At 46.5% G+C, this 26276-nt stretch carries 22 protein-coding genes; 13 read left to right on the top strand and 9 right to left on the bottom strand.

Annotated elements, in window-relative coordinates:
- Positions 1–92: 92 nt before the first annotated feature.
- Genes ABIE10_RS11655 through ABIE10_RS11645 form a run of 3 tightly spaced genes read right to left on the bottom strand, consistent with a single transcriptional unit; the run spans position 93 to position 3418 of the window.
- Positions 93–956, bottom strand: coding sequence for a helix-turn-helix domain-containing protein (locus ABIE10_RS11655; RefSeq protein ID WP_429155760.1), 864 nt, complete (start codon positions 954–956; stop codon positions 93–95).
- Between the two features lie 15 nt (positions 957–971).
- Positions 972–1706: a two-component system response regulator YpdB gene (ypdB, locus tag ABIE10_RS11650; protein ID WP_016153896.1), complete on the bottom strand. Its 735-nt coding sequence runs from the start codon at positions 1704–1706 to the stop codon at positions 972–974.
- A 14-nt stretch (positions 1707–1720) separates the two neighbouring features.
- Positions 1721–3418, bottom strand: coding sequence for a sensor histidine kinase (locus ABIE10_RS11645; RefSeq protein WP_029139619.1), 1698 nt, complete (start codon positions 3416–3418; stop codon positions 1721–1723).
- Between the two features lie 387 nt (positions 3419–3805).
- On the opposite strand from ABIE10_RS11645, the gene alaC reads away from it, so the two are divergent.
- Entirely contained in the window at positions 3806–5044 is a 1239-nt protein-coding gene (alaC, locus tag ABIE10_RS11640) for an alanine transaminase (protein WP_016153894.1), read from the top strand.
- 65 nt (positions 5045–5109) lie between these two features.
- On the opposite strand, the gene ypdK is transcribed toward alaC, so the two are convergent.
- Positions 5110–5181 carry a membrane protein YpdK gene (gene ypdK / locus ABIE10_RS11635; RefSeq protein WP_010723117.1) on the bottom strand — a complete coding sequence of 24 codons (72 nt, stop codon included), beginning with the start codon at positions 5179–5181 and terminating at the stop codon, positions 5110–5112.
- 343 nt (positions 5182–5524) lie between these two features.
- On the opposite strand from ypdK, the gene ABIE10_RS11630 reads away from it, so the two are divergent.
- Positions 5525–6139 carry a lysozyme inhibitor LprI family protein gene (locus ABIE10_RS11630; protein ID WP_200049324.1) on the top strand — a complete coding sequence of 205 codons (615 nt, stop codon included), beginning with the start codon at positions 5525–5527 and terminating at the stop codon, positions 6137–6139.
- A gap of 41 nt (positions 6140–6180) precedes the next feature.
- Here ABIE10_RS11630 and lpxP read toward each other — a convergent pair whose 3' ends face one another.
- Positions 6181–7101 carry a kdo(2)-lipid IV(A) palmitoleoyltransferase gene (gene lpxP / locus ABIE10_RS11625; protein WP_016157070.1) on the bottom strand — a complete coding sequence of 307 codons (921 nt, stop codon included), beginning with the start codon at positions 7099–7101 and terminating at the stop codon, positions 6181–6183.
- 442 nt (positions 7102–7543) lie between these two features.
- Here lpxP and ABIE10_RS11620 point away from each other — a divergent pair, with 442 nt between their 5' ends.
- On the top strand, positions 7544–7786 hold the full coding sequence (locus tag ABIE10_RS11620; RefSeq protein ID WP_016153891.1) for a DUF2545 family protein: 243 nt from the start codon (positions 7544–7546) through the stop codon (positions 7784–7786).
- An 83-nt stretch (positions 7787–7869) separates the two neighbouring features.
- On the opposite strand, the gene pgtP is transcribed toward ABIE10_RS11620, so the two are convergent.
- Positions 7870–9261 (bottom strand): phosphoglycerate transporter PgtP, encoded by a 1392-nt coding sequence (gene pgtP / locus ABIE10_RS11615; RefSeq protein ID WP_016153890.1) that lies wholly within the window; start codon positions 9259–9261, stop codon positions 7870–7872.
- A 421-nt stretch (positions 9262–9682) separates the two neighbouring features.
- On the opposite strand from pgtP, the gene pgtC reads away from it, so the two are divergent.
- The 3 genes from pgtC to pgtA are packed head-to-tail and all read left to right on the top strand — an operon-like array spanning position 9683 to position 14119.
- Positions 9683–10876, top strand: a complete 1194-nt coding sequence (gene pgtC, locus ABIE10_RS11610) for a phosphoglycerate transport regulator PgtC (protein ID WP_429155954.1) — start codon at positions 9683–9685, stop codon at positions 10874–10876.
- 11 nt (positions 10877–10887) lie between these two features.
- The gene (pgtB, locus tag ABIE10_RS11605; RefSeq protein ID WP_170973721.1) at positions 10888–12882 is read left to right on the top strand and encodes a two-component system sensor histidine kinase PgtB; all 1995 of its coding nucleotides are present in this window, start codon (positions 10888–10890) and stop codon (positions 12880–12882) included.
- On the top strand, positions 12872–14119 hold the full coding sequence (gene pgtA / locus ABIE10_RS11600; RefSeq protein ID WP_200046896.1) for a two-component system response regulator PgtA: 1248 nt from the start codon (positions 12872–12874) through the stop codon (positions 14117–14119). Before pgtB ends, pgtA begins: the two co-directional genes overlap by 11 nt.
- Before the next feature lie 104 nt (positions 14120–14223).
- Here pgtA and ABIE10_RS11595 read toward each other — a convergent pair whose 3' ends face one another.
- The gene (locus ABIE10_RS11595; RefSeq protein ID WP_016157066.1) at positions 14224–14763 is read right to left on the bottom strand and encodes a DUF2058 domain-containing protein; all 540 of its coding nucleotides are present in this window, start codon (positions 14761–14763) and stop codon (positions 14224–14226) included.
- 374 nt (positions 14764–15137) lie between these two features.
- Between ABIE10_RS11595 and ABIE10_RS11590 the strand changes: the two genes are divergently transcribed.
- Complete coding sequence (locus ABIE10_RS11590; protein WP_429155756.1) at positions 15138–17036, top strand: methyl-accepting chemotaxis protein; 1899 nt, start codon at positions 15138–15140, stop codon at positions 17034–17036.
- 66 nt (positions 17037–17102) lie between these two features.
- On the opposite strand, the gene ABIE10_RS11585 is transcribed toward ABIE10_RS11590, so the two are convergent.
- Entirely contained in the window at positions 17103–18134 is a 1032-nt protein-coding gene (locus ABIE10_RS11585; RefSeq protein WP_019077319.1) for an isoaspartyl peptidase/L-asparaginase family protein, read from the bottom strand.
- Between the two features lie 317 nt (positions 18135–18451).
- On the opposite strand from ABIE10_RS11585, the gene ABIE10_RS11580 reads away from it, so the two are divergent.
- The 6 genes from ABIE10_RS11580 to ABIE10_RS11555 all read left to right on the top strand — a co-directional run bounded on the left by ABIE10_RS11580 (position 18452) and on the right by ABIE10_RS11555 (position 24958).
- Positions 18452–19078 carry a DNA-binding protein gene (locus tag ABIE10_RS11580; RefSeq protein ID WP_429155753.1) on the top strand — a complete coding sequence of 209 codons (627 nt, stop codon included), beginning with the start codon at positions 18452–18454 and terminating at the stop codon, positions 19076–19078.
- Between the two features lie 502 nt (positions 19079–19580).
- Positions 19581–19808, top strand: a complete 228-nt coding sequence (locus ABIE10_RS11575) for a helix-turn-helix transcriptional regulator (RefSeq protein ID WP_103928422.1) — start codon at positions 19581–19583, stop codon at positions 19806–19808.
- Positions 19809–19825: 17 nt separating this feature from the next.
- Positions 19826–20686, top strand: a complete 861-nt coding sequence (locus tag ABIE10_RS11570; protein WP_429155751.1) for a hypothetical protein — start codon at positions 19826–19828, stop codon at positions 20684–20686.
- 168 nt (positions 20687–20854) lie between these two features.
- Entirely contained in the window at positions 20855–21085 is a 231-nt protein-coding gene (locus ABIE10_RS11565; RefSeq protein WP_288877923.1) for an ogr/Delta-like zinc finger family protein, read from the top strand.
- 447 nt (positions 21086–21532) lie between these two features.
- Positions 21533–22963: an arylsulfatase regulator gene (locus tag ABIE10_RS11560; RefSeq protein WP_126487282.1), complete on the top strand. Its 1431-nt coding sequence runs from the start codon at positions 21533–21535 to the stop codon at positions 22961–22963.
- A 273-nt stretch (positions 22964–23236) separates the two neighbouring features.
- A complete protein-coding gene (locus tag ABIE10_RS11555; protein ID WP_126487283.1) occupies positions 23237–24958 on the top strand; it encodes an AIPR family protein in 1722 nt (573 codons plus the stop codon).
- A 14-nt stretch (positions 24959–24972) separates the two neighbouring features.
- Here ABIE10_RS11555 and ABIE10_RS11550 read toward each other — a convergent pair whose 3' ends face one another.
- The gene (locus tag ABIE10_RS11550; protein ID WP_126487908.1) at positions 24973–26154 is read right to left on the bottom strand and encodes a tyrosine-type recombinase/integrase; all 1182 of its coding nucleotides are present in this window, start codon (positions 26152–26154) and stop codon (positions 24973–24975) included.
- Between the last annotated feature and the right edge of the window lie 122 nt (positions 26155–26276).

Here is a 26276-nt window from a genome sequence, read left to right as displayed (position 1 = left end):
TCACTTTATTGAGTAAGCCTGCAGGGGGAGCTACATGCCGTTATTTTACAACGATGCAAACGGATATTACTAACCTGTTGGTGTTGTCTCACTTAACGTGCTGACTGAAAACGTACGCTGTACTCTCCCGGCGTCAGGCCAAACTGACGCCGGAACAGGCGGCAGAAATAATTACTGTCCTGATACCCGCACCGCTGTGCGACTTCGCTAATCGACAGATGGTATTTCTGTAAGATGATGCGCGCCTTCGCCATTCTGACCCACCGCAGGTACTCGACGAACCCCATGGTGCCGTGCTGGGCAAACACTTTTGACAGGTGGTTGGGCGTGATATTAAAAAACTGCGCTACGCTTTCCCGGGTCAGCGGTTGGGCATAGTTATCCTGCACCCAGTTACACATACTGTGATAGAGAAATTCAGCGCGCGGACGCTCTGTGTCAGGGCGGGTATTCACCACGCTACGACACAGATGCAGCAGGCTAAGCACCAGCGGCTGAATAATATCCTGGGCCTGAGAAGAGCGGCTTAAATGGGTTAATGCGGTGAGCATCGCCTCGCCTTCGCCGCGCTGCGGATGTGGTAACTCAATACGGCGGATCGGACGTAACAGCGATGCCGTTCGATTATCGTAAAAAGAGAGCCCCAGCCAGGCCGGAGAAAACACCAGACTCAGTAGCATCACGGGTTTATCGCTGCCGGGCAAATTCGCTGCTTTCGCCGGGATAAACAGCATGTCGCCTTCAGGCAGACTATACTGCTGTTTTTCCAGTTGATTACTGTATTCGCCACGCAGCACGATATCGAGGCGCGGAAGGTCAATACACAAACTGCCGGACGGTAACGTGGTGGGCTGGGACGCGAACCACACGCGGCCAAGACGCTGCGGGTTCAATACCAGGCCGCTGAACAGATCGGCGAAAAACTGTTGGTCTGCGGGGAGGCCTGGCTCTTTCATCGCTCTTTCTCTGCGCTATAAGTGCATTAACTGCCTGAACTCTTTCACTTTACTCCGACTCACCGGGATTTCAAATTCCAGATCTTTTAAGCGCAAAATGTAGGTGTTGTTAAACCAGGGTTCGATCTCGCGGATTTTATTCAGATTCACACAGAACGAGCGGTGGCAGCGGAAGAAATGCGAAGCAGGCAATTTGCTGCAAAATTCAGTGATGTTCATCGGCATCACGTACGATTCGCGCCGGGTGTAGACAAACGTCATCTTTTCATGGGCTTCTGCGTAGTAGATGTCGTTGATCGGGGTCACGATGATCCGCTCATCTTTGATCAGATTGATCGTATCGTTTTCGCGGGTCACCGGACTGGCAGGCGAGGTTCCCGTTTGCTGTTGCTGCCAGGCGGCTTCCAGCTTTTGCAGCATGCCGACGATGCGTGATTCCTGATACGGCTTCAGGATGTAGTCAAAGGCCTCCAGTTCAAAGGCTTCAACAGCGTGCTCTTTCCACGCGGTAATAAAGACAATAAAGGGCTTGTGCGCGAACTGGCTGATGTTTTGCGCCAACAGGACGCCATCCAGCGAGGGAATATTGATATCCAGAAAAATGGCGTCAACGCGGTTGTGCTGGAGGTATTTCAGCACGTCCAGACCGTCGTCAAATGTGCCGACAATCTCCATCTGGCTGTGCTCTTTTATCAGCCAGCTAAGTTCCTGTTGGGCCAGGAATTCATCTTCAACAATGATGACTTTCACGACTTCACTCCTGGTTAAAGCAACAATGTGGCCGGTGCGGCTGCGGGCGAGTGCTGATTAGGCACATAAAAGGCAATCTCAGTGCCTGGCTCCAGACGGCGGATATGGAGGCCCTCGCCGTAGAGCAGCTTAACGCGATGATGCACATTCAACAGACCAATTTTATTGCCCGGCATTTCATTGGATTCGACCCGTTCAATCACTTTTGGATCGATACCGTGGCCCGTATCCCGCACGGCAATCCGTACCCGATTACCGCACTCCGCAACGCTGATGGTGACCACCCCTTTTCCTTTGCAGGGCTGAATCCCATGGACGATAGCGTTCTCTACCAGCGGCTGAATCAGTAGGCTGGGAATATAACAGCTTACCTCTTCATCGATATCATAAATAACCGTCAGCTTGTCGCCAAAACGGGCCTGTTCGATGGCGATGTAATCCTTGATTTGATATAGCTCTTTTTTGATGTCGATCTGCTCATCGTCTTTTAATTCAATATTATAGCGAAGATAGCGCGATAAATTAAAAATCAGCTGGCGCGCAGTGTCTGGATTCAGCCGCACCGACGATGAAATTGCGTTCAGGGCGTTAAACAGGAAATGGGGATTTATTTTACTTTGTAGCGCACGCAGCTCTGCCTTATTTGCCATTTCGCGTAGCTGCTCCGCCCGGGAGACTTCCAGCTGAGTCGAGATAATTTGCGACAGGCCGATGGCCATTTCCTGCAGCGAGGAGGTTATCTGGTGGGCGTGACAGTAGTAGATTTTTAGCGTACCGGTGACAACACCTTTCTCCCAAAGCGGAATCACCAGCATGGAGTGTATTTCCGGCGTGCGGTGCGCTTCATCATTGTTTTTAATGATGATTTTTCCGTAATTGATCGCCTGTTGCGTAGTCGGACTGACGAAATCATCATTATCGCGGTAGTTAAGCTCACCCACGCCAACGTAGGCCAGCACGTGCTGGGTGTTGGTAATAGCGACGGCATCAGCATGGATATCATGGCGAATAATTTCGCACACCTGGCGAAGCGATTCACTATTGACCTGGCGAAAAAGCGGCAGAGTTTTGTTGGCGATATCCAGAGCCAGCTTAGCCTGCTTCGCGGCGCTGGCTTCTTTCTCGCCTTCCACGCTTTGCACCAGCATGACGATAAAACCAATGCAGACACTACCCAGAATCATTGGGATGCCGATTTTCGAGACGATATCCAGCCCCAGTTCGGTGGTGGGCGCCCAGGCGACGACGAGGATCATGGTCAGAGATTCGCACAGCATTCCGCCTAAAATACCCGCACGCCAGTGCTGCGCTTTGGGGATCCTACGGTTGATCCAGCCGGCAATGCAGCCTGCCAGAATGCTGGTGATAAAGCAGGGCAGGGCGGTTACGCCGCCGATGTCGATCAGGTAGCGGTGGGTGCCCGCGATCAGGCCTGTAATGATACCGACCCAGGGACCGAACAGAATTCCCCCTGACATGACGGCGATAATACGTACGTTAACCAGTGAGCCTTCAACCGGTACGCCGGACCAGGTACTGAACAGGGCAAACATTGAGAAAATCGCGGTAACGGCGAGCAGCTCTTTCGGGGAGTGGGCTGACTTGTGCAACAGTTCGCGAAACAGGCGGATACGAATCAGGAAAAACAGACAGAACAGCATCAGCGCTGCCCGGTCGAATACCGCCAGCAGCATATTGAATATTTCGTGCACGGGTGACTCTTGCGCAAGGGTTAAACCTCTATGATAGGTAACCTGAGGCTGGATGACCAGCACCCGCGCAGCCTGTGGCTAATGGGGAAAAACCTTAGTATTAAAAGGGGATTGTTGCATGATTGTTGTATTTACAATGCCTGTCCTGTCAACGGAGCGCGCAAAGTAATATGTTTAACAATAAAATGTTAAATGGTGGTAATTTTAAGCGGAGTGTGAAAAATTTTATTTCCTCATTTTTTCTGGATATTCCTCTTTTACCTCAATAAAAAATATTTTGTTTTGCCTCTCGACAGAAGGAAATTATTCAGGCTATTTTCTAAACGTGCCACCATCGTGGCAGCGTCGCTCGGACGGTCCGGGCGCTAACGTTAATCTGAGGATATTATGGCTGACTCCCGCCCTGAACGTCGCTTTACGCGTATTGATCGCCTTCCCCCTTACGTTTTTAACATCACTGCTGAGCTAAAGATGGCTGCGCGTCGGCGCGGCGAAGATATTATCGATTTCAGCATGGGGAACCCGGATGGGGCCACGCCTCCTCACATCGTCGAAAAACTCTGTACCGTGGCGCAGCGCCCGGATACGCACGGTTACTCCACCTCGCGCGGCATTCCGCGTCTGCGTCGGGCGATTTCCCGTTGGTACCAGGAACGCTATGACGTTGAGATCGATCCGGAATCCGAAGCGATTGTGACGATTGGCTCGAAAGAAGGATTGGCGCACCTGATGCTGGCCACGCTGGATCACGGCGATACGGTCCTCGTACCGAACCCGAGCTATCCGATCCATATTTATGGCGCGGTGATTGCCGGCGCGCAGGTACGTTCAGTGCCGCTGGTCGAAGGGGTCGATTTCTTTAATGAGCTGGAGCGCGCGATTCGCGAAAGCTACCCGAAACCGAAGATGATGATCTTAGGTTTTCCTTCCAACCCGACTGCGCAGTGCGTCGAGCTGGAGTTCTTCGAAAAAGTTGTGGCCCTGGCTAAACGCTATGACGTGCTGGTGGTTCATGACCTGGCCTATGCCGATATCGTCTACGATGGCTGGAAAGCGCCGTCGATTATGGAGGTACCGGGCGCTCGTGATGTCGCGGTGGAGTTTTTCACCCTATCGAAAAGCTACAACATGGCGGGCTGGCGTATCGGTTTTATGGTAGGTAACAAAACGCTGGTGAACGCGCTGGCTCGAATTAAGAGCTATCACGATTACGGAACCTTTACTCCGTTGCAGGTTGCAGCAATCGCCGCGCTGGAAGGCGATCAGCAGTGCGTGCGGGATATTGCTGAGCAATATAAACGTCGTCGAGATGTGCTGGTTAAGGGGCTGCATGAAGCCGGGTGGATGGTCGAGATGCCCAAGGCCTCGATGTACGTTTGGGCGAAAATCCCAGAGCAATACGCCGCGATGGGCTCACTTGAATTTGCCAAGAAACTGCTGAACGAGGCGAAGGTATGCGTTTCGCCGGGGATTGGTTTTGGTGATTATGGTGATACGCACGTGCGCTTTGCGTTAATTGAAAACCGCGACCGTACCCGCCAGGCGATCCGTGGCATCAAAGCAATGTTCCGCGCCGATGGCTTACTGCCTGCCAGTGCAAAATCGGCCACTGAAAGTACCGACTAACAACACGTTTCCCCAAAAGCAAACAGGAGCCATCAGGCTCCTGTTTATTTGCTGCGTCTTTTAATTTAGATCATCAGGGCGAAAGTACCGGCCCAAACGATGACCATAAAAGAAATGCCCATAAAGAAATATTTCACTTTTCATCTCTCCGCGTACCTGAGGTACGTCTAAATGAACATATGCTAACCTGACAGAGAGCTGATGCACGCGTAAACGAAATGGAGAATTCCCTTCGTTTGCTTGTCTGCATCACCTCAGAATTCTGAGCTTTTATGCTCCAGACGGCGCTAATGTACGCCTAAAAATGAGGTGAGACAAGAGGCATTTTTTTATTTAATTTTAATAACTTACAAGTGTCGTGATTCGGCGACAGTTTAATTTCTATCGGTAATAAATTGCTATTGAGCGACGGAATGTTTACTCGGAGAATTCTCATATCTCCATGATGTTAATGCGGTTAATTTTTCGCGGAATGAGATTATGAAAAGGTTAAAAATGACCAGATTAATGATGTTAGCACTCGTTCTTACGCCAGTGACGTCGATGGCGGCCTCGCCGATGGCATTCAATTTCAGCTGCGCAAGTATTGGTGGTGTGAATAGTGATGGTAAAGGCAATATCTGGATTGATGGCACTAAGGCGACGGTAAAGGCCTTCAATGAAAATTACTGGGAAGCAAAAAGCGGTAACAATACCGTGTCTATCTCCCGTAAAGATGACGGGAATCCGGACGTTTCCTGGACCGGGCCTAATCGTAAGCACGGGATTTGCCTGCCTGAAGACAATATCGACTTTTCAGGGGCAAAGAAATCGACCAGCAACGGGCCTTCTTTTTCCTGTTCTGCGGTAGCAAAGGGCAGTATCGAAGAGGTTATCTGTCAAAGTCCTTCGCTCTCAGCCATGGATTTGGCATTGAACGGGGCCTACAAGCAGGCGCTGGTTAAATCGAGTAATAACCCGACGCTCAAAGCAGAGCAACGCGGCTGGGTGAAAGGGCGTAACGAATGCTGGAAAGAGCAGGATAAGCCAGCGTGTATAGCCCGTAACTACAATGAGCGAATGACTGAATTACAGAACAAGTGGGGCGTGAAGTAATTCAGGCGCAGAAAAAAAGAAAGGCCTTTCGGCCTTTCTTTTTAGATGTACAACGAGGCTTCACCCATCGGGCGAGTTTTGAAGCGACGGTGGATCCAGAGATACTGCTCGGGTGCGCGCATGATCTCTTTTTCGATAATTTTGTTCATATACGCCGCTGCCTGGCTTTCATCTGTTGGATAACCTTCCATTTCTGGCGTGATGAACAGGCGGTAACCGGAGTTATCTGCTTTTCTCACCATGGTTACGGTCAGCATCGCTGCGCCCGATAAGCGTGACAGCACGTAAGTACCGTTGGTGGTTGCGACGTTTTTGACTGCGAAGAAGGGGGCGAATGAACTCCCTTTACGACCGTAGTCCTGATCGGGGGCAAACCATACCGCTTCCCCTTTTTTCAGGGCGCCGACAATACCGCGCAGATTATTTCTGCCGATCATGGCCTTGTTGGAGCGCATACGACCGCGGGTTTGGATCCACTCCATCAACTTATTATTGTGCGGGCGATAGGTTGCCATCATCGGTTGGCAAAGTCCCATTACGCGACCACCCAACTCGAGTGACATAAAGTGTACGCCTACCACCATCACGCCACGGTTTTGCATCTGTGCGCGTTTCAGGTTGTCCAGCCCTTCTACATCAAACCATTTGCGTACCCGGCGATCCGGCCAGAACCAGGCCATACCCGTTTCAAGCAGGGCCATGCCGAGTGAACGGAAGTTCTCATCGACCAGTTTGTCTCTTTCTTCTTGCGACAGATTTGGGAAACAGAGTTCGAGATTTTTATGAGCAATAGATTCACGGCGCTTTAAAAATGGACGAGCCAGCGTGCCTGTACGGGTACCAAGAAAACACAATACCGGATAGGGAAGCTGTACCAGTAACCAGAGCACACCGACGCCAAACCATGTGAGCCAGTAGCGCGGATGCAAAAACGCGCGTGAAAATTTACATTGGGGGAACATAAGCACCTGTTGTTGATACGAAATAGGTGTATCGCGAAGATTCTTTAGTCTGCCGCTTTACAGTCTGTACTGATCGTTAGGCCGCCATGAACGACATTGGTTCCTGTAAAGAGTGTAAAACTGAGTCAGGACAAAACCAGGAAGGGGCATGAATGATCGGACGCTCAATGTACACCCGAATATTAATGTCAGCCAGAAATAATTACTCAAGATGCGTAAATGTTTTTACGGCGATTAAGGTCAAAAATGAGTCGATATATAATGCGTTGTTTTTATGACGATTAAATAAACGGCTGTCGAATAAATTAGTAGTCAGCGATTGAGTGATTATTGTAACGAAAATGTTGCTTAAATTGCGAACTATTGGGAATTGTCTTAGAATATAAACTCAAGGGAGTGTAAGGACTTACGTAAATTTTTACGGCAAACAGGAGGTATCGCTATGTTCTATTTTTGGATCTTTCTCGCGTTGAGCATTCTGAGCGTCAGTTGCTATATCTGGCAGGTTATGGGGGCTGCGGCGTCAATAAGTGCTTTTATCGGCATGGCCATACTCACGGCATTAATTTACGTTTTTACTATGCAGTTGACCAATGGTAACGAGATGGTTACCGGATTATTCCTTTTTCTTGCCCCAGCATGCGGTTTGATCATCCGCTTTATGGTGGGTTACGGTAAGCAATAAATTATCACGTTGAGCTATTTATTCTTTATCTGAATGTATTGAAGTGCCAGCGTCGCTGGCACTTTTTGCGAGACTGAAATCGGTTACCGGGCGTCAGCCAACTGGAGTGACGCTTCCTCTTGCTGAGCGTTTTTCCGTTGTTGTTCGAGTTCCAGCGCGCCGCGATGGGAGAGGTAGCAGAACAGGATGCAGCAGACAATCCCGCCCATCAACAGATAGAAGCCGCCATGCCATCCCATTTTATCGACCATCACGCCAAACAGGCTGGTTCCTAGCGATGCGCCAAAAATGTAGCTCATGAATCCGCGTAACCCTACCGCAGAACCTACTGCGAAGCTGGGGACGATTTCCATGGTCTGAACGGAGGCCAGGAACTGCGGAACATAAATCAGGCAACCCACGATGGCGGCAAAAATAGTGACCATCAGCAGCGATTCACTTTTCCAGTAACCGATCAGGCAGACGAAAATCAGCGCCATACAGATCATGGCCAGCGGCATGCGACGGCCTTTAAACAGTTTATCGGTGAGCCAACCCGCCAGTAATGTGGAAGGAATTGCCGCCCATTCGAAAAACAGAAAAGCTATGCTCATTTGCTCTTTCGAGAAATGTTTTTCGGTTAATAAATAAATTGGCAGCCAGCTAATCATACCAAAACGCACCATATAGACAAAGACGTCTACCAGTGAAACATACCAGGCATTCTTATTACGCAATACATAGGTGCAGAAGATCTGGAAGGCACTCATATTTTCTGGCGCCTGGACAGCGTGTCGGGAATTTAATACGACTTTTTCTTCCGGCATCATTTGTTCCAGAGCCGGTAAGCCCTCCTGACGCGGTGAACCTTTCCCCAGCATCAGCACAATAAAAGCAAACAGTACGGCAACACAGGCCGGAACAATATAGCTGGCGCTTTGCCAGTGTTCGCTCCCCAAAATGGCAAACGCGGCGCCAACAATCGGGGCGACAATACCACCGCCAACGTTGTGTGAGATATTCCAGAATGCGCCAACGCGTCCACGTTCTTTACGTGGAAACCAGTTAGCGATGGTAATAAATGAAGGGCCAACGCCCATCCCCTGAAACAAACCGTTGAAAACGACCAGCGCGGCAAATATCCAGAATCCGGTACTGAACCCCAGGCCTACGTTGACGATAGCGCACAGGATCAGGCCGCATGCCATGAAGACTTTCGGGCTGGCCTTGTCTGCCAGACTGCTCATAATGCCTTTACTGATCCCATAGGCAATAAGCATGCAGCTGCTGAGTAAACCAATCTGCGTAGCGCTGAGATCCAGGTGCTCCTTCAGGTATGGAGTCGAGAGCGTGAAGTTATTGCGCACAATATAGTACGCAAGATAGCCAAGAAATACGCTGAGTAATGCCTGAATGCGGTATCGGCCATAAGTTGCCTGGACTTTCTCCGCCGGGACTTTATTCGCCGCTGGTCCTGCCTTAAATATTGATAACATATCATCACCTAATTTTTTATTGATGTGAATATCAGGATTTTTCGCAGTGAAGAGTGAAATAGACGGCAAAGAAACTCAACTTGATGAAATGTGTCACTATTGACTCAATTTACGGGTGGCGTGGCAGATTTTGACTCTTTTTTAATAATGGATTTTCAATTCTATTCTTTCACGGGAATTTTTATCATCGGCGTGTGCGGGTATTAACAAATTCAGGCTGCATTTTCGGGTATTCTTTACTGATGTCGTCACTTTCCGTTTGGTTATTCTACGAATAACCTTATTCTTCCCCCCAGCGGTGATAAACGGGTAAGTTTTGTCTCAATATTATTTTTTGTACATGTTGGTATTTATGAACGGGATCACAAACAGACTGTTGGGCCGGGGGCGTTTTTGGGCATTCTTGCTCTGTTTTATGTCGCTGTCGGCGAGCTGCCAGGTCCTGGGTAAAGAGCTGGTGATGGCGACCACCTTTTCCCCAGGGGCCACGGCCTGGATTATCCAGCGCTGGCAGACGGAGCCAGGGTCAGTGATGATTCGCACGTTAAACCGGACCAGCGGTTCGCTGGAACAGTTGCTGGATACTGCGAATGCGGAAAACGTCGATCTGATTTTGACCTCATCACCCATGCTGTTGCAGCATCTTCAGGAGCACCAGAAGCTGGCACCTTTCGATAATGCGCTGCCTGAAAGCCAGCGGCTGGTGCCAGACTCGATTCGCTCGACCTCCGTGGCTGTGGCGATATCAGGGTTTGGCCTGTTGATTAATCGTTCTGCGCTGGCGGCGCGGCATCTTCCGCCGCCTGCCGACTGGGGGGATTTAACGCAGCCTAAATATCAGAACGCGCTGTTGATGAGTAGCCCGTCGCGTTCCGATACCAACCACCTGATGGTTGAGTCGCTGCTGCAACAGAAAGGGTGGGAAGAGGGCTGGGCGACGTTGTTGGCCAGCGCCGGTAATCTGGTAACGATTTCATCACGCAGTTTTGGCGTGGCCGACAAAATTAAGAGCGGTCTGGGCGTGGCGGGGCCGGTTATTGATAACTATGCCAACCTGTTGCTTAACGATCCGCACCTTACTTTTACCTATTTCCCTCGCTCGGCGGTGTCACCCACCTATGTTGCCGTACTCAAGAATAGCCAGCACCCCAACGAAGCGCGTCGCTTTATCCGCTATCTGTTAAGCCCGGAAGGACAGCGGATCCTTGCGGATGCGAACACGGGGAAATATCCGGTCACGCAGCTCGCGCCTGATAACCCACGCGCCGCTCAGCAGGCTATTTTGATGAGCCAGCCCGCGCTTAATTATCGGCTGATCCTTAAGCGGCAACAGTTGGTGCAGCGGATGTTTGATACCGCCATCAGTTTCCGACTCGCGCAGCTGAAAGATGCCTGGCGGGCGCTATACAGTGCGGAAGTGCGCCTGAAACGCCCGCTACCCGAAATCAGAGCATTACTGACCAGCGTCCCGATAGACGCCAGAAGTAGTGAAGATGAGGCCTGGCTTGCGCAATTTGAGAATAAAAGCGTAGCCGAACAGCAGATGATGGAGTGGCAGCTCTGGTTTCTTAAAAATCAGCGTCAGGCGATATCCAAACTGGAAGAGTTAAAATGAAAGGTGGTTCGATACTGCAACGCCTGCGCCAGCTCAGCATCAGCAGCAGCCTGCGGGGAGCGTTTCTGACGGGCGCATTACTGACGTTGAGCGTAAGCTGCGTCAGTTTGTACTCCTGGCATGAGCAGAGCTCGCAGATACGCTATTCACTTGATGATTACTTCCCGCGCGTACATTCCGCTTTTTTGATAGAAGGAAATCTCAACCTGGTTGTGGATCAGCTTAATGAATTCCTGTTGGCCCCCAACACCACGGTGAGGCTGCAACTGCGCAATCAAATTATTTCTCATCTGGACAAAATTGAGGTGCTGAGCCGGGGATTACAATCGGCAGAACAACAGCAGTTGGCGGTGATTTTGCAAGACAGCCGGGCGCTGATGGCGGAGCTGGACCGGGTGCTCTACAACATGTTCCTCGTGCGCGAAAAGGTGAGTGAACTCTCCGCGCGCATCGACTGGCTACATGATGATTTTACTACCGAGCTGAATTCGCTGGTGCAGGATTTTACCTGGCAGCAGGGGACGTTGCTGGATCAAATTGAGGCCAAAAACGGCGATGCGGCGCAGTATCTCAAACGTGCCAGAGAAGTACAAAACGAGCAGCAGCAGGTTTACACCCTGGCAAGAATTGAAAATCAGATCGTGGATGATTTACGCGACAGGCTCAATGAACTGAAGTCGGGTAGCGACGACGGAATGCTGGTGGAGAATCATATCCGCTATCTGGAGAACCTGAAGAAAACGGCGGATGAAAATATCCGTACCCTCGATGACTGGCCCAGTACTATCACCCTGCGGCAAACCATTGATGAGTTACTGGAAATCGGGATGATGAAAAATAAAATGCCCGATACCATGCGCGATTATGTCGCCGCGCAAAAAGCGCTCGTTGATGCTAACCATGCCAGAGAGGCAACGCTCGGGCGCTTTCGAACACTGCTTGAGGCACAGTTGGGGAGTAGCCATCAGCAAATGCAGATGTTTAACCAGCGGCTGGAACAAATTGTTCGCGTCAGCGGTGGACTTATTCTGCTGGCGACGCTGCTGGCGCTACTTCTCGCCTGGGGGCTCAACCATTACTTTATTCGTTCGCGTCTGGTGAAGCGTTTTACCGCTCTCAACCAGGCCGTGGTGCAAATTGGTCTTGGCAGAACGGATGCCACCATCCCGGTTTATGGGCGCGATGAGCTCGGGCGCATCGCAGGATTGCTGCGCCATACTCTGGGCCAGTTGAGTGCGCAAAAAAATCAGCTGGAGCAGGAAGTGACAGAGCGCAAGGAGATAGAGTCCGATCTCCGGGCAACGCAGGATGAACTGATCCAGACGGCAAAACTGGCAGTGGTTGGACAGACCATGACCACGCTGGCGCACGAGATTAACCAACCGCTGAATGCGCTGTCGATGTACCTGTTTACGGCGGGAAGGGCAATTGAACAAGGACAATCCGCTCAGGCCAGAAGTACGTTAACCAAAGCGGAGGGGCTGATTACCCGTATTGATGCCATTATCCGTTCGCTGCGTCAGTTTGCACGTCGGGCCGAGCCGGGCGCGCCTTTGCATCCGGTCGATCTGCGACAAACATTCAGCGCCGCCTGGGAACTCTTGGCTATGCGGCATAAGCCACAGCAGGGTACGCTGACGCTTCCAGCCCAGAGTGTATGGGTGACAGGTGATGAAGTGCGTATTCAGCAGGTGCTGGTAAACGTACTGGCAAATGCGCTGGATGCCAGTCCGACTGGCGCGCAAATAGAGGTTCACTGGCAGGCTGAGGGCAGCCGATTGTGCGTCTTTGTCTGCGATAACGGCCCCGGCTGGCCGGAGGCGTTATTGCCATCACTATTAAAGCCGTTTACCACCAGTAAGGATGTGGGGCTCGGTATTGGCTTATCGATTTGTGTATCGTTAATGGGGCAAATGAACGGCGAACTGCGCCTGGCGTCGACACCGGGGCGTAATGCCTGCGTCGTTCTGCAATTTAATCTGACGGATGTAAACGATGTTGTGTGATGACTATTCTGTTCTGCTGATTGATGATGATGCCGATGTTCTCGACGCTTACACTCTGTTGCTTGAACAAGAGGGGTACCGTGTCTATGCATGCAATAACCCTTTTGATGCCCGAAACTGGCTGCAAGCCGACTGGCCGGGGATTGTTCTGAGCGACGTGTGTATGCCTGGCTGCAATGGAATAGACCTGATGACGTTGTTTCATCAGGATGATAATCAGCTCCCTATCCTGCTAATCACCGGGCATGGCGATGTCCCGATGGCGGTGGAGGCAGTAAAGAAAGGCGCATGGGACTTTCTGCAAAAACCGGTCGACCCCGGCAAACTGCTGTCTCTGGTAGAGGATGCGCTGCGTCAGAGACGATCCGTGATTGCCCGTCGCCATTATTGCCAGCAAAAGCTTCAGGTTGAACTGCTCGGCTACAGTGACTGGGTCAATCAGTATCGTCAACGTCTGCAACACCTGGCGGAAACGGATATTGCCGTCTGGTTTTATGGCGAGCCGGGAACGGGACGTATGACCGGAGCCCGGTATTTGCATCAGCTTGGGCGCAGCGCTGATGGGCCGTTTATCCGCGGTGAACTGACGCCCGGGAACGCGGGACTACTCAATGACCTTATTGCACAGGCGCAAGGAGGAACGCTGGTCCTGAGCCATCTTGAGTGCCTGACACGTGAACAGCAGCACCATCTGGTGCATCTGCAAAGCCTGGAGCGGCGTCCGTTTCGTCTGATAGGCATTGGTGACACATCGTTAGTGGAACTGGCTGCAACCAACCAGATTGTGGCCGAACTCTACTACTGTTTTGCGATGACGCAAATCGGTTGCCAGCCGTTGTCACAGCGTCCGGATGATATTGAGCCGCTGTTTCGTCATTACCTGCAGAAAGCCTGTCTGCGCCTGAACCATCCCGTGCCCGAGGTTGAAGGGGAGTTACTGAAAGGCATGCGGCGTCGCGTGTGGTTAAGTAATGTTCGGGAACTGGCGAATGCCGCCGAGCTTTTTGCCGTTGGGCTACTCCCGCTGGCTGAAACCGCGAATCCGCAGCTGCATCTGCCTGAACCAACACCGCTCGATCGGCGGGTTGAAGAGTACGAGCGACAGATCATTACTGAAGCGCTAAATATTCATCAGGGGCGCATTAACGAAGTGGCGGAGTATTTACAAATCCCGCGTAAAAAATTGTATTTACGCATGAGAAAATACGGGCTGAGCAAAGAACACTATAAGTTTTAGTCGACAGAATTGGGGGAGAAGGGACGTCGAGAGTATTTCGGTGGCGGCGTTGGCGTTCACCGAAATAGGCAACGGAAGTCCGGGTGATTATCTGGTTGTTTTTCTTACCACATCAAATCATCAGGGATGACAAAATCAGCATACGGATCGTCTTCGTCCTTCGCTTCCTGGCTCAGCTCGCAATTTAAAACAATATAACTTGCATCGCGCTGCGCAATCTTGTCGGCGACGACAGCCGGGATAATGGCGTATTCGCTATCGTTGCCGCTTTCAGCCGTCAGTCGGGCAATGGCCAGACGGCCCTTGATCAGCTGAGACTGAGTCACCTTATCAACATAGACTTTTTTGATCAGATTATTATCAGTAAAGTTGTAACCAATATCGCCACGGGTAATGGTGATTTTATTCATTTCAATCAGTTGCTTGATCTGCGCTTTATATTCTTTAGACAGCGCGGCCTGTTTCTGCTGTTCGCTGAGCTGCTTGTCGCGCTCAATTTGCGCTTTTTTATTCTCTTCAACCGCTTCTCTGGCTTCGCGAGCCTGAACGCGCGATTTCTTCGCCGTTCTTTGCACTTTGGCCACTTTTTTGCTGCTGACCAGACCTGCCTTAAGCATCTGTTCTTGTAGGGTAAGTTTTGTCATCGTCGCTTCTAATCCAATAAAATCGTTGTCAGGATTATAACCTTAACGTTCGGCGGGATGCCAGAAAATGGCCGTGCCACGACGGTTATCTCCAGTAGGCGTCACCGTTCTGTGTCTTACTCCCTTTCCGAATCGTGTTGATAGTTAACCCGTTTTTTAATAAGAAATAATATGCTGAATGATTTAACTAACTTGAGGATAGATATCATAAATATAAATATTCCAGTGATTTATCCTGTTTGCCATAATCAAATAGAGTTATTTTGGCAGGTATTTAATCTAAAAAACAATCAGTTGTCTCTTGATCAAATTTAAAGTGCAGCCTCATTGCGCCGATAACCATAATGAAAATATGGACAATGGAGGGGAGTGGCATGTGGTGGGTTTATCGAATGCCGATGAAAATGAAGTTAATAATCGCGCTACAACCACTATTATTGGCGTTATGTTGGTTTGCTGGTTCAGGAATATTGACACGCATTGAGACAGAACGGCAGATGGAAAATATTGCTCAACTGACAGCGCTCGCGCGTAGTGCCGGAAATGTGGTGCATGAGCTGCAAAAAGAACGGGGAATGAGCGTCGGATTTCTGGGGGCAGAAGGGAAGACGTTCAAAGATGAGTTAACCGCGCAGCGGGCTTTAACCGATCGCGAGATCGAGGTCTTTGTGCGTTCACTGTCCGATACTGCATTACCAGAAGGGGATGCCGCCAATTCTGTCACCACGTTTAAGAAAAACATTCTGTCGCTTGCCACCATCCGGGAAAACGTCACGCGATTGGGGCTTCCGGCCTCAGATGTCGTTAAGTTTTATACTAATGTCATTGCTGATGTGCTGAGTTTTGTGGGCAGGTTGGGACAGTTGACGGATTCAGGCGAGATGGCGAACGCATTCGCCGCCTACTACAATTTGCTGAATTTGAAAGAACAAGCAGGTATTGAACGCGCGCTGCTGTCAAATATCTTTTCCTCCGGTCATTTCGCCGAGGGGCAGTTACATCAACTCAGTGATGTCGTCAGTAAACAGAACGTCTGGCTGGCACAATCGTTGCGTCTGAGCCCTCCGGAACAGGCGGCCATGCTGGAAAGCCGCTTACAGTCCACAGAAGCGTCAAAAGCCCTCTCATTTCGCGAAACCGCGTTTAGTCATGCCGCGAACGGTGGATTTGATGTCGATCCTACTGTCTGGTTCAAGGTTCAAACCCAGCGTATTGAAGTGATGCGGCAGATAGAAGATGTGACGGCGAATCTTCTGTTAGCGAATGCGGAAAAACTCGCGCAGGATGCACGAAAAAACTGGCAAATATATATGATTGTCAGCTTGTTAGCGCTCCTGGCATCATTGGCGTTCGCAGGGGCAATCGCTATCAATATGCATCGTCAATTTAGTGACACGCTCCGCAAGATTGCGGGTATGAACGGCGATCTGACTCAACGACTGGCGACCCCGGGGAAAGATGAGCTTTCCTCACTTAATCGCGCCTATAACACGATGCTGGAAAGTATTCAGCATATCGTCCAGGAGATTAAACAAGGCTCCGTGGTTTTATCCGATGCCAGCAACAGTATTACGGCGGGTAATCAGGACCTGGCCCAACGTACGGATGAACAGGCAGCATCAATAGTACAAGCGGTGGCCAGTATGGAACAGCTCTCCACGACGATTACGCAAACGGCGGACAATGCCCGCGAAGCGGAGCATCTGACAATAAGGCTGGAAAAAGAGGTCCGCCAGGCCAGTAACGTCGCCAGTGCGGCAAATCAAAGCATGGGGGATATTCGCTCTTCCAGTGAGAAAATCTCGAATATTGTGACCTCGATTGACGATATTTCGTTTCAGACTAACTTGCTGGCGCTGAATGCGGCAGTGGAAGCTGCACGGGCCGGAGAGATGGGCAGGGGGTTTGCGGTTGTCGCCAGTGAAGTGCGGAATCTTTCGCAGCGTTGTGCCAAAGAAGCTAATCAGATCCGCGAGCTGGTCGCGCAGAATATGGTAAAAATTAGTGAGGGTGTTGAGCGGGTTACGGCGTCCGCTACCGCGCTAGAAGCCGCGGCGGACAATACCACCAGCATGAAGCAATATATTGCGGATATCGCTCGTGTAGCGACGGAACAATCGCAAGGGGTAACTCAGATTAACCTGGCACTGCGACCTATGGAGCAGGTCACGCAGCAAAACGCGGCGTTGGTTTCTCAGGCCGCAAGCGACAGCCAGCGCCTGGACAATCTGTCTGTCACCATGAAGGATCTGGTCAATCGTTTTGTTGTCTGACCTGACGCCGTTTAACCGACCCGGACAACATACCGGGTCGGTTCATCCCCTGGCGGGGAAATGGTATTAACGATAAATGGCTACAACGGGTTTTCCGTCATCGCCTATGGTTCCCCGGTACATACCTTCAGAGTTGAAGGACATGGTGTAATTACCAGCTTTATCAAGCACAATTACTCCACCGCTGCCATTCAGCGCCTTAACTTCATCCAGAGCATTCTGCGCTGCGTCTTTTAAAGGGGTATTGCGGTATTTCACCTGGGCTGCAATGTTATACGCGGTCAGCGTGCGGATAAACATTTCTCCTGAGCCGGTTGCGGATACCGCCACGGTTTCATTGTCGGCATAATTTCCTGCGCCAATGATAGGTGAATCCCCCACACGTCCGTAACGTTTGTTGGTCATTCCGCCTGTAGACGTTCCGGCGGCGAGATTACCGTCTTTATCCAGAGCAACAGCGCCGACAGTGCCATATTTATAGTCATACATCATTGGGTCAGCGAACAGGGCAGCGCTCTTTCCATCGTGATCAAGGAGCACTTTTTCTTTTTTGATTGCATTCTGTAATTGCTGCCAGCGAAAATCTGTTTTGAAATAAGCAGGATCAACGGTTGCGAGTCCCTGTTCTTTTGCAAAGGTATCCGCGCCTGTCGAGACCATGAGTACGTGCGGGCTTTGAGTCATAACGGCATACGCCGCATTAATTGGGTTTTTAACCGTGGTTACACCGGCAACGGCACCGGCTTTTCGGGTTTTCCCATCCATAATGGACGCATCCAGTTCATTGCGGCCATCGTGGGTAAACACGGCACCTTTACCTGCATTGAAGAGAGGAGAATCTTCCATCACATTAATCGCTTTCTGAACGGCTTCCAGGCTGCTACCGCCTTTATTCAGAACCGCATAACCTGCATTCAGAGCTTCAGTGAGTTTTTCTGTATACTGCTTTTCCTGTTCTGGTGTGATGGTATCTTTTGTAATGGTACCGGCACCACCATGGATCACCAGCCTTATCGGCGATTGCGCGTCTCCCCATGCGGGAGCTGTCAGTAAGGTACAAAGGGTCAAAGTAGCGATACTGGTCTTGATTCTGATCATATGAATAAATTCCTTTTTTCTGAGTGATGAATCATTTCCGATAATGTTTCTCATTACCGGTATTAATCAGCCTGTTTATGGAGAACTTATTCCTGACAAACTGGCTAAAGATTAATCATGGCTATACTTCAATAATCATAATTTTGGTTAATTGATTTTAGTCAAAATATATTTTTAATGATTGATTTATCAAAAAATGAAGCGTTTCCGCAGTAGTTTCTATCATTCCACTGACCATACTCGCGGGCTTCCGGTTGCAGTCTGTCGCTGGTAAAGTGAGCAACCAATACCGAGATGTGGCCAGAAGGGAATTCCGAGTGACCGAACGTATTGATTATCAGACTGAAAAATACAGCTTTACTGAGGCGACTGAAAGTTCCCGTCTGGCTGGCCAGTGGGCTGATGTTATTGCTGAATGTCGGGAAATGAAGGCGGGTCCGGAAGAGCGTCTGCGTATTGCTTTATTGAATGTGGACTATGTGACCAGCTTTGAGCTGCCTTTCCGTTTGTTATTACTCCGTACCCCGCAACTGATTGCCATCGTTCGTGAAGAGCTGCAACTTAGTCAGAAAAACGTAATCTTTAACGGTAAACGCTTTGGTTGTGTTTACAGCCTGAAAGCGAGTCTCGGCGGGATACCGGATGAATTTCAGTACCGCCTGTCGCATCGTATTCGACGCATTAATCGTGCAGGTTCAAGCGAAGCGCCATATCAGCAAATTGCTAAAACGGTGAAAGCACCGCGTGAGCGTCTGAAGCTGGCACTGGAATCAGGCCTTGATGTCACTGCTTTGGACGGGCTTTTCTGGTTTGGTAGCCAACGTATTGCTGCTGACGTACTGAGGCTGAGAAAATCAGGGATGCGGATAGCTACTGAGCAGACAATGGTGTCCGACAATCTTACTGCAACGGTGAGGAATGTGCCGTTTTATCGCCTGGCTTAGGGATGAACTGACAGGTAAATGAAAGGATTTAGCCGGATGAATTTAATTAAAAGTGTCCCCTGCAGGAATGTGATTAGTTAATTAATATATTGATTTTTATGAGAATATAAATACTTGAATTAAAATTCTATACACTTAGTTATACACATAAGAAAAAATTAGTGCTTTTTTATGGACTGGGTGTATTTTCCCCAGCCCAGCCCAGCCCAGCCCAGCCCAGCCCAGCCCAGCCCAGCCCAGCCCAGTCCGTTAATTTACAAATTGTTACATACTTTGTTCATCAAATTTCATCGTTATCAGCGATTAACAAGCACTGGCAAAGATTGTCACTCAGTAATATTCCCTAACATTCACTATTATTCACCATTATTCACCATTCAAATTATTTGAATAAGTTTGAAAGTGTCATTCTTTACGTATTAATTCTTCTGTGCAAGTATATATACACCCAATAGAGACTAATTAAGTCTTAGTATAAATATCTAATGTGAAGGACATAGCCATGAGCTTATTGCCTCGGGAAAACGCACCCCGAAAAAGCTATAGACTTCTGAGAATATCAGAAGTGATTAATTTGACTGGCTTACCCAAGTCAACAATTTATCTAAAGATAAAGAATGATGAATTTCCTAACCAAGTTTCTATCGGTTCTCGTTCTGTTGCATGGGTGGAGCATGAAGTTAATGAATGGATAGAGAAAAATATTCTCAATAGAAAATTAAACTCCTAAATTGAGGTGGCAATTATATGGTTGACAATGTTTTTAAGAAAAAATTGGTATCAATTAAGAACCAACATGTGTCGGTGTTAGACAGTTACAAAGTAAGTCCATTTAAAGAAACTTATAGCGACACAGCCTGTATTGTGCGTATTATCGAAATCTATTCACTGAATAAGCTGCGTGCTAAAGGTGAAAAGCTGTATTCACTTACGGGGTTAACAGTACCTGATACGGAAGCTGTGGCGAATGAGATCAACCTGCTCCTGAGCCGTTATGCCCAGTTGTGTCGTCAGGAAGAGGAAGAGTTATCTTTCAGGCAGCGTGAAGTGACAAATGCGGAAGTTGCATGGAAAAGCACATTCTCAAAAAACGGCGTCAGTAGCATTGCTGAAGCCAAAACGAATAAAACTGGGCATGCTGAACGAGCGGATGCTGAACGGTGTTACCATCTGGCTGTTTCCCGGCTGAATGAGCAACATGGCCGACTGAGCACAATCAAGCTTTTACCGGGCGTACTGGCCGATGAAGTTAACTACATTGGTAAGGGAGTTGAGAAGCGTTTACTGAACATATTTCCTCAATCCGGCCAGATCCCTGCTGATTTTATTTCTGTGTTTAATGACGGTGACGTTGTCCGTGATATTAAATTTATTACAGATGCACTCAAATCTTTGTCTGATTCTGTGAGCGAAATTATTAGCCGTTGTAGCGTTCCAACTGATCGTTATGTATTAAATAACGGTGGAATGGCAAGAGCTATGGCTTACAGGGAGTACTATCGAGCAGATAATTATGTATTACGTTCAGTCGTAAGTGACAGGGATTATGTTGAGCATGTAATGAAATACAATCGGGTTACTGAGTACAAAAATAAAATCTTGTCTTAAATACTTTAAAGGGTGAAAAACTATGTATGCCTTCAAAACTGAAAGGCCGGACGCAGCACGTCGTTATCATAATAAATTCGTCACTGGCACTAACTATCAGGAAGAATCAAACAGACGCTTTGCATTAAGTGAACCTACTGAAAATATACTGCGTACCTCAATTCTGGAATCCGGGTAGGTAAAACAAACAGGAAACACCCACAACTGTACGATGTATACTGCTATTGCTCTAATGTGGAGTGCGGTCACTCGTTTGTGATGAATGTTGCTTTCTCCCATTCCGTTAGTCCAAGCGCGCTGAACGGGCAGGGGAGGGTTAAAGAGCTAATTGATGCCATTCCACCCGAGGAACGGGAAAAGGCTTTAAAGTTGCTGCTGGCTGCGCAAAAGAATGGGTAAAGTATGCGTCGGGAATGGCCGATCCATTCCCGAAACCTGAACACAGGATTTCAGTTAATTAGGATATAAAGTTATTATTTTTCATATGGTTATATTTTTCGCGTTTTACGAGCCTTCATAAAATTACACACCTAAAATAAATTATCCATTTAATATCATAGAGTTGCGTATTCAGGCCATAGATACTACGGACAGTAAAACTGAAAAAAGCTGAATTTCTTTTCATTCTTTTCAGTTCCTGTCTCGCAGAGCATCCCCAGAACGGGCGCGGGCTGGCAATATCGTTTGTAAAAAATCACAACTGAAAAATTTTAGTGATATGAAAACCGCAGGCGGGTGCGGTGTAGTGCCATTTTTGTGACTTTTATTTTTTTCTAACAATCAGAATCAAATCATTTTAGAATACAATGAAGAACGTATAAAACATATAGAAATGTAGGTGGAGAGATGCAAGTAAAGAAAAAAAGAAATTATAATAGACTTAAGTTGGTATATACTAAATATGTTTTTTATTGCGCTTATTATTGCCCTATATTATTTCCTCGTTGGTTAGTAAATGAAGTTAATAGTCGTCATGAGGAAACTGGCAGTTTAAATAATTATATTAATAATGACAATCCAAAATTTGTTTCTTTTCTCAACGGTGAGTTTAATTGGTATAAAACGACATTAAGTTTTATCATCGAAAAAAATGAGCTTGATAAATTAGCTAAGTGGATTATCCGTTATTCTAGAAGCACTTTTAATGCTTCGAGGTATGAAGGTATAAATGATGTTTCAAATATATTTGGATCCTCCTATTTTAACTTCGGAAAGATTAGTGTCAATGGGAACGATAGAGGTATTAGTGATTCATTAAAGCCTTTATCGTCAAAAACTAAATACATTGATTTTATCATGTTGAGCTTACATAAGCATGGTAGCGATTTATTTATTATGACATATGAGGTTTTTATGAAGAAGGGGGCAACTGATGCTATAAAAAATATTACTGTAGATGAGCTTGTATTTGATTCAGAATTTGACAAATTAAACTTCTACAGTAAAAAAAATAGTGGTTTTAGATGTTGGGATAGATCGTGGTTAGCATCTGAAATTATTTGTGAGAAATTTGATATTGTATTTAGTGATGTACATAAGGTATTGAAGGAGTTGAATGACACAATAGGTATGTCAATTCATGAAAACAGTGTGGTTGCGATTCCTGAAATGTGCATTGAAGAGCATGTCGATTACTTTTCTGGGACAAATAATCAAAATGCTGAAAGAGCCGCTGAGTTTGGTTATTATTATCCTTCACCGTATTTGATAAAAGATGAAGGCGGGTATTTATTAAACGTACATGATACCTCTAAATATTCTTTTGATGCCCTTTATATCTATAATAACGTTAATAAAAAAAATAATAATGGGTACCCGGATTTCTATCCGACTACAAATTCTAAAGGATTTATCAGGGATATTTCTTTTGGGTTGCTGATTTCTAATGGAATAACAACCCTGGCTAAGCAGGTTGGAGAGGTTGTAACTGATGAACATGGAGATGTACTAACACAAAAACATAATGATTACTTCATTTTTTACATGCGATCAAAAAAAATAAAAAGTTGGCTGGAGGCTTTCTCACGAAAAAGGAATACTAAGGTAAATAATTTACTAAAGTACCAAGTTGAGAAGTGCGATGAGTTAGTAAGAAAAACTGAAGGTTTATATCATTTATCAGAAAGCAGAATTCAGTTTGATAGCATCAAGTATAATAAAAAGAACTCAAAAATTATTTTTTGGTTTGTAATAATACAAATAATTTTAGCTGTGCTAGCAATAGACATCCAAAAATGGAAGATATGGTTAAATTGGGTTGTCAATTTTTTTAATTAGTTAATCTGATAAGAAGTACTTCTTAGCTAAGCAAGCGACTTACATATGCCTTCTAAAAATGGGGGCACATGTGGGGCATAGGCATTCGGTTTTTTATTGCATACATTTCAATGTGTTGCTGCTGTATCTTAATCCTATTATCAGTACAGATATTTGAGATACATCACTTTTATAAGATTAATGCTTTCCCTTGTTAGTGACAAAATTCTACCCATAGGGTAAATTAAATTAGCATGGTTAAATGCATAACTAATAATTTATAAGGGAAACTTTATGCACGCTATACTATCACAGTATATTGAGGACTTATCACATGAGTTTGATATTCAAAATGAAAGCGAGTCAAAGCTTTTTGAGTATTTTTGCAACTATGTGATTACATCAAAATATTTCTTGGGGCGCTTTAATCCTATGGATATCACAACCCAAGAGGACGATGCATCTTTAGATGGTATAGCGATTATAATTGACGGCGAATTAATCATAAGCGTCGATGATGCAATGACTGCTTTTGATACATATAAGACATCTTTACCTGTGGATATTATCATTACACAGGCAAAATCAGGTGAGAGTTTTTCTAAAGATGATATTTCTAATTTTAATTTAGGATTGCAGGATTTTTTCAGTCTGGAACCCAAACTTCCTAATGGAATCTATAATGGACAAGCAATCGAGATTATAAAGGTTATTGTAGCTAATGTAAAAAAAATTAAAAACAAAATGCCTAATCTTAAGGTGTTCTTCTGCACTAGTGGTGTTTATAACAACGAGAGGGAAATTGAGGCTAGTTTTAAAATATTAAATAAAACATGTGAGAATGCAGATATATTCAATGATATTGAAGTTTTTCCAATGGGACGGAAGGAGTTAATGAAACTCTGGAGTTCAATATCTGATAAAAATGAAGCGTCAATACAATTAATTGACTATATTGGTATAAATGAAATGCCGGGTATTCCTCAAGCATATATTTCAATAGTCAAAGCCAAAGAATTTCTTGAAAAAATTGCCATGGATGATGAGGGGAATATTAGAGAAGAGGTTTTTGACGAAAACGTTCGTGCCTTTTTAGGGGACGATAATCCAGTAAATAAAGATATAGCTAAAACTTTACATAGCGAAAAGTCAAAACAGTTTGCCGTTCTTAATAATGGCGTGACAATCATTGCACCTGAAATAGCAATACAATCCAATACAAAAGTAATGCATTTGACAAATTATCAGATAATTAATGGGTGTCAAACGACTAATACTTTATATGAACATTACGCAGACTTGAATGATAATGTTGAACTTGTAGTGAAATTTATTGAATCTCAGGATACTGATGTCGCAATAGAGATTGTAACGGCCACGAATAATCAATCTGCTGTGGAAAATGAAGCATTCTATGCTTTACGTGAAAAGGCCAGACTAATTCAGAAGTTTTTTGATATCCAACGCAATGATGAAGCTAAAGAGAAATTATTCTTCGAAAGACGAGAGAATGAGTACAGAAATAAATCCATTCAAACCACTAAAATTTACGATATCAAAGAACTTGCAAGGTGCTTTATTTCTGTCTTTAAATTACGACCCCATGATGCTTCAAGATATGTAAAAAAAGTATTAAACACTAGCGATATTGTTTTTGATGATAAGGATAATGAATGTGCTTATCATTGTGCAGCTTATATTTGTTACAAATTTAACACCCTGATTAATGGACGAAAAAATGACGCGCCAAAATATAATAGACTTCGTTGGCATATTGCTATGCTATATCCTTGGGTCGTTTTCGGTAAAGTAGAAACACCAGATCCATCATCTAAAAAAATCACAGCGTACTGTGACAAAGTTCTAAAAACATTACTCAATGAAGAGTATATTGAAAACTTCAAAACTTGTCAGCGAATAATAGATAGCATTGAAATGCCGACTGATGATCAAATTAAACGTGGCAAATATACTTCTGAGTTGAAGGAAGCAGCGGAAAAATTTTTGAATAAATGATAATGGTGAGTTCCCTATTTAATAGGGAACTCATTTAGCAACATGTCACTATAAATTTGCATCATTTTTCTTCGATTTTCTAAATATTGCGCATGATTGTAAGTTCCTCGAATAGAGTTCTTATCAACATGCGCAAGTTGCATCTCAATCCAAGCGCTTTCAAAACCAAGCTCATGCAAAATAGTACTCATGGTATGCCTGAAGCCATGGCCCGTTAACCGACCATGATAGCCCAGTAGTTTTATCACTTTGTTTATACTGGCTTCACTCATTGGCTTCCTTACGTCATTTCGTCCAGGGAAAACGAGGCTGTAGTTCCCAGTTATTTCTTGCAGCTTTTTCAGGATGCTGATCGCCTGCGTGGATAACGGAACCAGATGGGGGCGACGTTTCTTCATCCGTTCTTTGGGGATCTGCCATAAGGCATTATCTAAATCAAACTCAACCCATTCCGCTTCACGTAGTTCAATTGTTCGCACGCCTGTTAGCATCAATAGCTGGGTGGCGTATTTAGTGACTAAACTGCCCTGATAGTTATCCAGAGCATTGACGAACTCGGGTAACTCGCTTTCAGTCAGGAACGGGAAGTGTTGAGTTTTAGGTTTGTTGAGTGCGATAGCTAAATCGGGTGCAAAATTATACTTTGCTCTACCAGTGGCAACAGCATAACGAAGCACTTCACCGCAGCGGCGGCGGATCTTGCTGGTTTGCTCTAGCGCACCTCTTTTCTCAATTTTTTGCAGGACGGTGAGCAGCTCTAGTGGCTCAATCTGCTCAATTGGGCGTTGGCCGATGTAAGGGAAAATATCCTTTTCCATGCAGTTGAGAACCTCTTTTGCATACCCCTCTGACCAGGTGGTTTTTTTCGATGAGTGCCATTCTCTGGCCACAGACTCAAAACTGTTCTCATGCGCGAACTGTAAAGCTATTTTATTTGCTTTTCTGGCTTCACTTGGGTTGATCCCTTTAGCTAACATCGAACGCGCTTCATCACGTTTAGCACGTGCTTGTGCCAATGACACATCGCCATATACGCCGAAGGAGATCATCTTAGGTTTACCTGCAAAGCGATAGCGAAAACGCCAGCCTTTGCTGCCCGTTGTGTCGATGAGGAGTGATAATCCCATACCATCGTTTAGTGTATAGGGTTTGTCCTTCGGTTTTGCTCGTTTTATTTGGATGTCAGATAGCAGCATGTGTATAGAAAAAAGATCGAACTCAGTTATACACAATGTTATACGCAAAGATGTATAGATTCCATTAGAAATAATGGCACTTTGCTGGACAAATAAAAGGAAAAGGGAACAGTTAAAACAGT

The organism is Citrobacter sp. 506, assembly GCF_050434985.1.
GTDB classification, from domain to species: domain Bacteria; phylum Pseudomonadota; class Gammaproteobacteria; order Enterobacterales; family Enterobacteriaceae; genus Citrobacter; species Citrobacter braakii.
This window is presented reverse-complemented; position numbering and strand designations above follow the sequence as displayed.